This is a genomic window from Bradyrhizobium sp. Bra78 (genome assembly GCF_024519855.1).
Lineage (GTDB): Bacteria > Pseudomonadota > Alphaproteobacteria > Rhizobiales > Xanthobacteraceae > Bradyrhizobium > Bradyrhizobium japonicum_G.
The window spans coordinates 34229-46619 of record NZ_JALJRE010000016.1; the positions used below are offsets into that span (position 1 = coordinate 34229).

Genomic DNA, 12391 nt, shown 5'->3' on the forward strand with positions numbered 1-12391 from the left:
TCAGGCATGGCCCGCATCATTAATCGACGATGGGCGTACGCGGAGATTTGCGTTCGGATTCCACTGGGCCTTGTTCTGCCCCACATGGTTCAGGAAGTCGTCGAGCCACTCCTGCGAACCATTTGAAGGTCCGGAGGCGAGATTCTCCACGGCATCAAGACTGTTATGCCAGTTTATGCTGGTTGCTTCCTTCGCGCTATTGATAATCCGCGAGGAGTGATGCTCCGGCGAAGATACTTCGTCTTGCGAGACTGCAGCGCTGCTCGGGGTACCACCCGTCAGGCTTGCCGACAGCGAGACGAAGGATTTGCCGGGATCCTCGGTTGCACCACGGAACTCCGCGATCTGGGATCTGGCGTTCGGGCTCAGGAGGATGTTCGAGATCAGCGTAATGCCGCTGGGCTCGTCCGCCTTGGCCACCGCCTGCACCGGCGGCGCGACCGTGAACGTCGACGCCGCAGTCGCAACCGGGATCAGCGTCATTTGCGGCGCCGTTGCCTGAACGACAGCTGCGCTCTGCAGCAGTGCCGCGGAAGCCGGCCCTGGATGCCCGGCGGGCTCCGGCAGCCGTCGCTCACCGGCGCGCAAGGTCATGCCGGCCACGTCGTCGCCGAGGTCTTCGGGCAATCCCATGGCATTGCCCATCTCGTGGACGACGGTCGTGAGGAGGTCCATGCGTCTGGCGGCCGGGCTCGACGATGCAGCTTCGGATACCTCGCCGGACAGCCTGATCGTGAACTCCCTGCTGTCGCCGGGCGTCGGGTCGATGAACCACCCCCAACCGGCGGCGTCGGGATCGAGAACGATCGTAGAGCCGGTCGTGGCGCCCAGCATCTGATCCGGCAGGTCGGCCATCAGGACCGTGACCTGATCGAGGATCGACAGGCGCGGGTCGGTCGGCCCGAGGGCAGCGGTCCACGCCTGCCTGGCGGTAGCGACAATCGCCGCCAGCTGGTCGGCCGTCACGACGGCGAGATCGGTCGCCGGAGGCGCCGCCAGTGCGGCGACCTGCGGCGTACCTCCGCCGGCATAGGCGATATCGTCACCGCGGATCAGCACGTTGTCGAAGGACGCGTTGCCGTTGCGCGCGTACAGTCCGAGGCTGCCGTCGTGCACCAGGATATTGTAGTTGAAGCTCAGGACGCTCTTGCCGTTGAGCACCACGTTGACGTTGTTCACGACGCCCTCGGACAGGGCAACGAGCAGATTGTAGTCGCTGCCGGCTGAGATGGTCGTGCTGGCGACGGCATCGACGTACCAAGTGCCGTTGCTGCGATGGCCCAGCACCACCTGGTTGGTTCCCGCGATGATGCCGGCATAGAGGAAGGCGTTGGTCGACGTGTAAGCGAAGGTGAGCCCCGCCGATGTGCCGGCCTTCGCAGCGTTCACCGTCGCCGAATATTCGACATAAGACAGCGGCGCCACCGCCAGCGACCGCGTGGTGAAGGCAGCGTTGTTCGATGGCGGAACCGCGGTATAGCGGCCATTCGTTCCACTGGTGGTGGTCCATGTCCCGGTCTGGGCGGCGAAGTTATTTGCGACGCCGTCCGAGAAGTCCTCCAGTACATTATAGGTGAAGCTGATCGGCAATCTCTGGACCGTGTACGACGTATAGGCAGCGATCGAGTTGTTCGTGCCAACGCCGACCATTCCTGTGTTCAGCGGAGCGTTGAACGTATACGACACCTTCAGCGCGCTCGCGGCCTTGCCTCCGTTTGCGCTCGTCACCGCGAGGCTTGCGGTGGTTCCGTTGACCGTGAGCAGCAGGGTGTTCTGCGAGTTCAAACCCAGTCCAGGCTTGCCCGCCGAAAGCGTTGCAAGGTCCGTCCAACCGCTGTCTGAACGTTGGCCGATCTTGATGGTGTTGTTGGTGACGTCGATACCCGCGTACTTGAAGTTTGTCGTTCCCTGGTAGTCGAAAATGATGAAGCCGTTCTGCAGGATGCCGCCACTCGAAACCTTCATCGTCGACTGGATTTCGAAGAAGTTGCCAGGCAGCCAGGCATCGAGGTCGAACAGGCTGATGTTGTCGCCGCTCACCTTCACGGTAGCGTTCTGGTAGGCACTGTTGGCCACGGACCAGCTGCCGCTATCGGCGAACATGCCGGTCACGGTATTGGGCGCGTAACTCGCGCTGCGCAGCACATCGCGCTGCGTGCCCGGCGTGTTACCAGCCTGCGGGTCAGTCGGTGCGCCGGTCTGGGCGTGCCAGGCCGCATCCTGTTGCAGCACCAGACCGAGCTCGCCGGCCGGCTCGCCGTTGCGGCTGGGGATCGGGTCGTTCGCCTTGGTCGGCGCCGGCGGCAGCGCACCATTGTTCAGGTCGGAGTAGCGCGTGGCGTCGACGCCGTCGCTCAGCGACTCCGCATACAGGAAGTGATGCAGGAACGGCTGCATGGTACGACTGACCGTCGCCATGCCGAACTCCGAGAACGGCACGAGATAGCTGTTGTACTCGCCGACCCAGTCGATGAGCCGATCGCCGCCCGTGTTGGCGATCAGAACGTCCTTGCCGGCACCGCCGTAGGCCCGATCCTCGTAGGTCGGCGCGGTCTCCGGGACGTTGTTCAACCCATTCGCGGTCGTCAGGTCGTCGTCCGCATTGAGCAGGTCGTTGCCCCAGCCGCCATAGGTGTGGTCGCGGCCCGTGCCACCGACGATCCAGTCGTTGCCGTTGTCACCGAAGATATCGTCGTTGCCGTCGTCGCGGACCGGCCCGTACGTCACGGACTGGTTCTGGTTGCCCGGCGTCGTACCGCCCGGCCGCAGGACACCCTCGGTCTGGTCGAAGTTCAGGAACCACTCGAGGCCGGACCCCGTGCTGCTGGCGGTCCCATCCGCTTTGAGGAGAATCTTCCGCATCGGATTGTTCTCATCGTACAGCGCGAACTCGCCCGTACGGTTCGCGATGTGCGGATGGGTGAACTTGCCGTCCGGATCCGTCGGATTGAAGCGCAGCGCGTCGCCGGGGTTGTACGGATGGTAGTAATCGGTCTCGGCGATGCCGTTCAGATCGAGGAAGCTGTCCTGCGTCTGCGTGTAGGAGAGCTTCAGCGCCTCGGCTCCCGACACCGAATCGTCGCCGGAGCCGCCGTGGATCCAGTCGCTGCCCAGGCCGCCAAAGATGATGTCGTCGTTGTGCCGATGCGTCTTTCCATCGCTTGCGGCCGCGTTGTTCTTGGTGCCGGCGACCGAGAACTCGTCGGCGGTCCCGTTGAAGGTCGGATCGGAGCTGAACGGCGTCAGATCGACGGTCTTCTTCAGGGCACCGCTCACATTGATAGTGTCGGTCTGCATGTTGCCCGGCGTGAAGATGTACTCGTTCAGCGCGTTGCCGTTGCTGTACTTCGGATCGGCGTCGCTGGAAAGCAGCGGCGCGATGCCGAATAGCGGTTCGCCCACGCTGACCAGATAGGTCGCATTAGCCGAATCGGCGCTCAGGCTGTTGCGGCTGGTGAAGATGCGGCCGTCGTCGCCGATGATCCCGTCCGAACCGGTACCACCGGAGATCCAGTCGTTACCATAGCCGCCGATCAGATCGTCGTCCTGGCCTTCGCCGTACAGCCAGTCGTCACCCTTGCCGGCATAGATGAAGTCATCGCCGGATTCGCCATGCAGCTCATCGGCTGCACCGATATCGGATGGCTGGTGCACGGGGTCGAAATCGACGCCGCCCGGCGTATAGTCGAGCAACCGGTCGACCCGCGGGATGATGCGCACGAAACCGACCGCGCTGTTGTAATTGTCGTAGTTGAACGACAGGAAGCCATTCAGCGTCTGGACCGGGTTGCCCGCCTGCGTGACCGTGCCGGCGATGACCAGCGCGCCGACCGGTGGCGCAACCTGGCCCTTGATGCCAACCAGGCGGATGACGTCGCCGTTGTCGCCGACGATCGAATCGGAGTCGTTGGCATGACCATTCGGCGTCGTTGCAATCAACGAGTTGCCGTCGATCGTCGCGTCGCCGATCGCGTTGCGCGCGATGGCGCGGCCGGAACCACCGAGGATCAGGTCAGAGCCGTCGGGCCGCTTGGCCGGCGAATTGAGATTGAACAGATCGGAACTGCCGCCGATCAGGTCATCCTGGTTCTGGTTGCCGAACAGGATATCGTTGCCGCCGCCGCCTTCGATGTAATCCTGGCCGTCGCCTGCTCCATCGAATGACGGACGCAGGAACAGGGCATTGTTGGCGTCACGGAACGGATTGCCGGCGATGTTTCCAGCGACGTTGAGGACGCCGACCCGCCCGCCGATCGCGGTGGAGTAGCCGGCGGTGCCGTCACCATTGTCGATCAGCGTGTGGGATACGTACTCGATCGAGCCGTCGCCCTGCGTCACGTCGTTACCCATCTCGCCGAAGATCATGTCGTCAGCCGCGCCGCCGGCGATGTAGTCGTTGCCGTACGAGCCCGCGGGAGCCAGAACGGTGTCGTTCCCGTGGTCGAACAGGGTGATCAGGTAGTCACCCCAGCTGCCATGGCCGCGCGGATCGGCTTGCGGCAGACCATTGGCGTAATCCAGGCCGGCAGCCAACGCGTCGGTGCTGAGGCCGGTGCTGTAGATCTGCGTACCTGAAAGCGTCTCGAACCGCCCGTTGCGGAAGTCGCCAAGATGTGTCGTCCGGTTGAGCGCGACGTTGTCGCCGAACACGAGGTCGCGGCCGTTCTCGCCGTCGATCGAGTCGTTGCCCATCCCGCCGATCAGGATGTCTTCGCCGCCGTTGCCGAAGATCGTATCGTTGCCGCCGTACTGCCGCGACTGGCTGACGATGGTGCGGGACAATAGCGTCGTCTCGATGCGCTGCGGCGTGAGCAAGACCGGCTTGGTGGTATCGCGCCAGCCGGAGGTGGCCTGGCCGATGTCGCCCAAGTCACCGAAGATCACGTCGTCATAGTCGCCGAATGCATCGGTTGCCGTCGATCCCGGCGCGTCGCCGTAGATCAAGTCATTGCCGCCGTCGGTAACGTTGTCGAGCACCGTGGTGCCGCTGTTGCCCGCCGTCTGGGCCACGTTGAGCACGCGCGTGATGACGTCGACGTTGAAGCCGGAGTCGCCGTAGATGTGGTCGACGCCGCGCTGGCCGATGATCGTGTCGTTGCCCGACCCGCCGGCGAGATGATCGCCGGCCTGGCTGCCGATGATCGTATCGTCACCCTTGCCGCCATAAGCCGTGATACCGACTGTCGGCAATTGCCCGGCCGGAACGTCGCCGAACAGGTTGTGTGCGTCGATCACGTCGTTGCCGGCGTACCTGTACTCGTTGGCCAGCGGGAACACGTAGAAATCGGCGTTCTGACCAAGCCTGTTGCGTTCGACGATGGTGCGCGTGAGCGTGGGCGTCGAATTGCCGTTGTTGGTCAGCGTCAGGAAGGCGGGCTTCAGGTCGAACATGAACAGCGTATCGACCTTGGTGCCCTGCCCGGAGATGATCGCCTGCTCCGGACCTTCTTCGACAACGCTGTTCAACGGATCCAGCGTCAGCACATTCGCCGTCACGCCGACGACCTTGAATACCTGCTTGTTACCGGGACCGGGATTCGCCGGCGAGAACGGCGAGTTGGTGTCGTCGGGCGTGCCGTACACGGCAATGTTCTTGCCGGCCGTAAAGCCATCGGCGATCCAGCTGCCGCCGTCATTCCGGGTGATAGTGTCGCCGCCAGCGTGCTTCGCGAACGTTACGCTATACTGCGAACCCGCAACCGCAACCGCGCCGACGTCAGCGGCGATACGCGCGCCTTCGGTAATCGTCGGCGCTCCCGGATCGGCCAGTGTCGTCGGAATGACGCTGTTCTTGACCTCCAGGGTCAATGTATTCGCAGTGACGTCCACGAGCGTGAAGTTGACATTGTTGTAGGTGGTCAGCGACACCGAGATCGTCTGGCCCTTTGCGAAGCCTTCAGTCAGCCAGCTGCCGCCGTCAAGCCGCGTAATGGTGTCGCCGCTATTGGCGCGGGCAAACGCGACCTGGTAGGACCCGCCGATGGCGATCAGGCCTTCCGGCACGAAGCCTGGGTCGAACACGCCCTGCCCGGGCTGCAGCTTGATCGTGCCGCTGTTCCACTCCTTGATCGTGTGGTTGCCATTCGCGAATGTCGTGAAGGCGGGCGTCAGATCGCTCAGGATCAGGGTGTTATAGACCAGCGGGTGGGCTGGGTCGGTCCTGGTGAGTGTCTTCACATTGCCAATCGGCGTGCCGTCGATCGTAATGAGGCCGTCGACCAGGAAGCGGGTCAGATCGGTGCTGCCGTTCCAATCGCCGGTCGTGCGCTTGATGACGCCGAACGTACCTTCCAGGGTCGTAAACGTCGAGAATTCGAGACCCAAGCCGGCGATCTCGGGGTTGGCCTGGCCCAGGGACGGCGTCCCCATGACGAATTGCACGTTGTCCATATGCGGCTGCGGCTTGTTGCTGAACTTGCCGAGCGAGGAGGCCTTGTCGGCCTTGCCGTTGTACCAGATACCATCCTGCGTCGTGTCGCCGTAGACGACCAGCGGCGCATCGACGTTGACCGTCATCGGGGCCGCAAAGATGGGCAGCCCGACGGCGCCCTTGACGAGCAGCGTGTCGCCGGCAACGCCGCCGGAGCTCTGGTCGAAGCCTGTCACCAGGAAATTGCCACTGATACCGATCGTCACGGGCTCGGTGCCGGCCGTAGGCACGACCGTGTTGACTGCCGTCAGGGTGAGGGTCGAGTCCGTCACGCTCCTGATCGTGAAGTTGCCGTTGTTGGTCAGATTGCCGTTGGTGCTGGTCGTACCCGAGAGCACGATCGTCTCGCCGGCCATGAAGCCGTCCGATATCCAGCTTCCGCTGCTGCGCGTGATCGTGTCACCGTTGGCATTGCGCGCAAATGCGACGCCGCCATACGTCCACTCACCGGTAATGGTGATCTGCTGGCCGACCGCAAACGCGCTGTCGCCTACATGGTCCGAAGCCCAACCGTGACCATCCGACCGGGTGATGCGGTTGGTCGTTCCTTGCGGATCGCCGGCGAGAGCCGCCGCGACGGTGTTGGTGCCGTTGATGTATTCAGTCGTGCCGTTGACATTGATCGCATCACCACCGATGCGGATGACCGCCACCTTCTGGATCGCAGGCAGCGCTGTCAAATCGCCGCCCGTGAGCTTCAGCTTCGTGCTGGTGGGATCGTCGGTCACGAACCACACGCCCGGCTGTCCGTCGATGGCGATCGCCTGGCCCTTGGCGAAGCCGTCGGCAATCCAGCTGCCGCTGCTGCGCGTCAGAGACTTCGCCGCGACAGTGAACGGACCGGACACCACGTTACGGCTGGTCACGGCCACGGTGCCGAGAAGACCAGTCGCGGGGGTCAGCGTCGTGCTGCCAAGAAGCAATGCACTGCCGTAGCCGGTGCCGGACGGCGTGCTGGCGTTGTCGAACCCAAGGACCGTGGCATTTCCGACACTGCCGTTGGACAGCGAGAACGACACTTGCTGCCCGGCCGCGAAGCCGAGATTGTCCCAAGACAGTCCGTCGCGACGGATGATGCGATCCGCCTGAACGTCGAAGGCGCTGGTCACCTGCAGCCAGTCGGTCACGGAAATCGTGCCGGTGGCATTGGTCCGAACCGTCAGTGCGGGGGCCCCATTGGCGCCGAGCAGAACCAGGATGCTGCCGGGCTTGAGGTCCTGATCGAGGATCGCAGTAATCGTGTAGGAACCGGTGACGGAGCCGCCAACCGTGTCGACGCTCAGCATGACCTGCTGGCCAACCGCGAAGCCGGCATCCACCCACGAGCGACCGTCCGTGCGCTCGAGCGTGCCGATCTTGCCGCCCAGGCTCGGCGTGATGTTGAAGGCGTTGCTGGGCGCAATGCCGGCCGTCATCTGGATCGGCGCGTTGCCGCCGCCATGCACGGTGGTGAGACCGCCGTGTTCGGAGACCAGCCCGATCGTGCCATCGGCGTTGTGATCCGGGCCCGGAATCAGCGTGCTGTTGATGTCCAGCCGGTCGTTGCCCGAGCCGAGGAAGATGTTCACCGACTCGATCGTCGAATGGCTTGCGTCGGTGCTGAATTGATGCGTGACCGGATCGACGACGATAGATCCGTAGCTGATGCCGCCGGGATACTTGACAGACTCGCCGAACGGCGCCGGTGCCCCCGCCAGCAACTTGCTGAAGTCGAGCGTCCCGCCCATCTCGAAGCCCGACAGGGCCGTCGAGGTCAGCGTGCCCGTATCGTTGGCGACTGTACCGTCGTTGTAGATGTTGAGGACGTCGATCGATTGCGTTTCCGGGGGCTGCGGCGGGATGTTGAAGAGCGGCCCATTGGCCTCGCCCGGCAACAGCACGGCCTGCACCAGCGAGCGGTCGGCCGCAGTGGTGCCGCCTTCAACCGCCAGCGGGCCGCGAATGCCATCGAGCCGGTGCGCAACCTTCGGGAAGGCGCGGAAGTTCTCGTGACCCGGCTGGATGTCGAACCACGGGTCTGCGATCAGCTGAACCGTGACCTGCTGATACCAATTGCCGGTGTCGGGATAGCTCGCATCGGGCTTGGGCGGGCTGGGCGGCGTATAGGTCACGCGCGCGGCCATCTGGATGACCGTGACCGGAACGTTGTTTCCGTTGCCGCCGAGCGATCCGCTGTAGAGGCCCGATGCCGGGTGGTCGGTCAGCACCAGCATATCGAGTTTGTCCGGCGTGGTGCCGGTGATGAGATCGATCTTCTCGATCTTGTCGCCGCCGATGCCCTTGATCTTGATCAGTTCGCCCTCGAAGAAGCCGCTGTCGAGCCAGCTTGTGCCGTCCTTGCGGACAAGCACGTCCAGCATCTTTCTGATGCTGACGTTCTGGTACGACGGGCCCGCGCCCGGGATGCCGCTGAGGGTCAGTTGCGAGTCGCTCACCCCGGTCACTGTAAATGCCGTCCCCAGGGGGCTCTGGTCCGCCTGGAGAATGGTTATCACCTGCCCAATGGCAAAGTTGTCGTTCTTGAAGCTGCCGACATCGTTGCGGGTGATGACGTTGCCCGACACGCTGATATTGCCGGTGAAGAGCTGGAACGGAACATTCGTGACGCTGTAGTCGACGTTTCCAGTGTAGCGACCGCGTTCGACGACCATATCGACCGCCACGGTCTTGTTGTCGTCGGTATTGTACGTGCCAAAGGCTGTCGGCAGCACAGCGCCGCCGGCATCCGATAGACGGATGGTGCTCGCGGTGACGGCGTCATTTGCCGAATCGATCGTATAGAAGCCGCTCGGCGAATTGATATCGCCGTTATCAAGTCCGACGATGCCGGTGCCTTCGATCCGGATGCGCTGGCCGGGCAGGAAGCCGTCGCCGATGAAGCTGCCAGTCTCGGAACCGCTGGCGCGCGTGATGATGACCGTGTGCGCATCGACGCTGGTCACCGTGATGTTGCCGGTGAAGAGCTGCACGGGCTGGAGTCCACCCGTTTCCTGCAGACTGACCCGTCCGCCCGTCACCAGGTCGGTCTGTCCATCCGTTACCACATCGACGTTGACGTCGGACTTCGGCGGGCTCTGCAGGCGCATCGTATAACTATCGCCCGGCCCCGGCCCGTCCGAGGTCGTGCCAGCAGTGACAAGCGTCCGGCCGGCGCTCTCCAGCAGGAACACACCGGCTGTCTCGTCGTCCAACACCTTGGCGTAGATCGGCGTATCGCTGCTGAACGCCGCGTTCCTGTATGCCGTGTTCGTTGTCGATGCGAGACCGTCCAGGTTGACCGTATTCAGGAACACGCCGCCCGTGAAGGTCGGGATGGTGTTCAACAGAGTCTTCAAGGTCAGCGTCGTCTCGGTTGCCGCGGTAATGAGATATGCGCCGGCGTTCGGACCACCGGAAATGGTGATCTTGTGGCCAACCGAGTAACCATCGGTCAGCCAATCGGCGCCGAGATCCGCCGCATCCAGACGGCTGACCGTGTTCCCCGCGAAGGTGAGGTTCAAAGACTGGTCGACATAGATCGAGTGCACGATCGTCGTGTTGTGCGGATCCTCGACCTGGCCATCGTTCACGGCGGAGGCTGTGATGATGACGGGGCTGTTCCAGTTGCCCGAACTGAACGTGAGGTAATAGACGCCCGAACGGACGCCGAACTGGTCCAGGCCCACTCCGAACCGCCCGTCGGACGAGCTCAGCGTCATCCGGCTGTCCTGCGGCTTCAGCGCAATGGTGACCGAGCCGCCGACCGGCTGGTTCTCGAGCTCGACGGCATAGAGGTCGGTGACCTGGGTGGTTGCGTCGCCCTCGAGCACGATCGTGTTGTTATCGCTCGGGTGGTTGAGATACTTCGCCGGATAAAGCGCCAGATTCGTCGTCGTCGGATCCAACTGCGTGATCAAGATGCCGGGCTGGTCGTTGTCGTGAATCGTTACTTCGACATTGCGCACGATCGCATGGTCGAAGGAGGCATCGTCGCTGAGGACGCTGTGGCTCGTCACCACCGTCCGCACGCCTTCCGGCCGGTTGTCATCAACCGCCATCAGGTGGACCAGATGCTCGTGTGCCTTGTCCCAGTTGGTGTCGTCGAACACCAGGACAATGGACCGCGCCGGGACGTGAATGAGTGTTCCGTTCAGGTAGATCTCGCGGTCGTAGTTCGCTGCCGCAATCGATCCGACGTTCGAATCGTCCTCCGCCAACAGCATGCTGTCGCCGGGCGGCAGGCCATTTGCGTCGAGAGGAGCCAGGCCATTGCCGAGCTCGTCCAGGATATCGCCCGAGTGGAGCAGCCCGTCCTTCACATGCTCTTCCTCGGGCGGCATCGCCGCCGACACGGTGACGTACACGTGTGTGCCGTGGACCGGCGCGTGTTGCAGGTAGACGCCGTAGACGTCTTGCGTGCCGCTCTCGCTGATGTCGGTGAAACCACGGCTGGCATCGCCAAGCACTTCCTCGTCGATGATCACCTGCCCCTGGTTGGGCCGGGCAACACTGAGGTCAATGCCGTCGGCGACCAGACCGTCATAGGTCGAGTCGTCCGACGTTGCGCGGTTGTTCACCATTCCGCTGGTGCCTTCGATGTCGCGCGACACCACCGGCCCGGTGACGTCACCCGCGACGTTCATCGTGTCGTTGCCGAGGCCGCCGATGACCCGTGTCGCCACACCCGGCTGCGTGCTCAGCACATCGATGATGTCATCACCCTCGAGCGCATCGACTTCGAGAACCTCGATGTTCTGGTAGGTAACAGTCAGACCGGCACCGAAGATGCCCTTTTCGGTAACGACGATGTGGTCGGCAAATTCAGTGCCGAGGATCACCAGCTTGTCGAAGCCGTTGCCGCCGTCGACCGAGACCGGCGCGTTGATGTTGTACTCGACCTGGTTGGCACCGGCGCCCGTCCGGATGGCCGTCTCGGCCGCCGTCGAGAAGCCCCTGGTGAGCTTGGGCTTCGCGATCTCCTGGACCGGATCGACCCAGACGATGTCGCCCGTGACTGGGTTGGTTTCGGCCAATGCAAAGGCCCGGACCGTGAAAAGATCGTTGCCGTCGTCGCCCTCAAGGCGCAGCGGCGACTGATTGCTGTAGACGGTGAATGTGTCATCCCCCGTGCCGCCCTCGGCCACCAGCGGCGAGGTCGCACCCGCAGAGAGCCAGCCGCGCGTCGTGGCGACCGTTCCATAGATGCTTTGCGGCGTGAGCGAATTGACCAGTTGCGGGAACTGATCGTAAGGCGTCACGACCGAGCCGCCGAGCGTGTTGCCGAGCGGCGCGGGCGAATGGATGCTGCCGTCGCGCTGATAGCCGTAGATCTGTCCGACCTGGAACGAGTCGTTGTCAGCCCCGCCATCGAGCGTCGTAATCGCGGCATTGTCATCCACGGCGAAGTAGTCATTGCCGCCCTGCCCGAACACCATCAAGCGACCGTTGATCGAGCTGTCATAATTGATGCGCTGAACGCTTTGCGACCGAATGTTCGGACCATTGTTCGGATCCGAGACTTGCGCCTGGCCGAGGTTGCTCACATGCAACAGCGCCACGAACGCCGAGTCGTCGGCATAGAGCACTGGCCGGTTCGCAGTCTCCTGGGCGATCCCGGTCGTACGGCGCAGCAGGAACACGTCGTCGAAGCCCTTGTTGGCCCCGCGATAGTCGGCGCTCGTATCATTGGCCGCGTTGTCGTCGCGGCCATACACGGACAGGCTGTCGACCCCGTCGGCGGCAGCACCGGTATCGAGCACGTTGACCACGTAATTGCGGACGTCGCCGTGCGTTCCGGTGGAGTTGATCACATAGGTATCGGAGGCCGATTGGCCGTCGAGCGTCAGCGTGTCGCCCGTTTCGACGCCGGTCTGCGTCTCCTGGGTGATGATCATCGACTGCAGCTGGTTGACGATGAAGAAGTCTTCGCTGTCGCCTCCCGGAGCCACCTTGTTGTTCTTGACCTTCGTGGTGACCGTCTCG

Annotated in this window: 1 protein-coding gene (only partly in view); it reads right to left on the reverse strand. The window is 63.3% G+C overall.

The features are described 5' to 3' along the window. Positions 1-12391: the end of an LEPR-XLL domain-containing protein gene (locus tag OC450_RS29010; protein ID WP_315986402.1), read on the reverse strand. It continues 16196 nt past the right edge of the window; only the last 12391 of its 28587 coding nucleotides appear in the window; its start codon lies beyond the right edge, outside the window — the gene reads right to left on this strand; its stop codon occupies positions 1-3.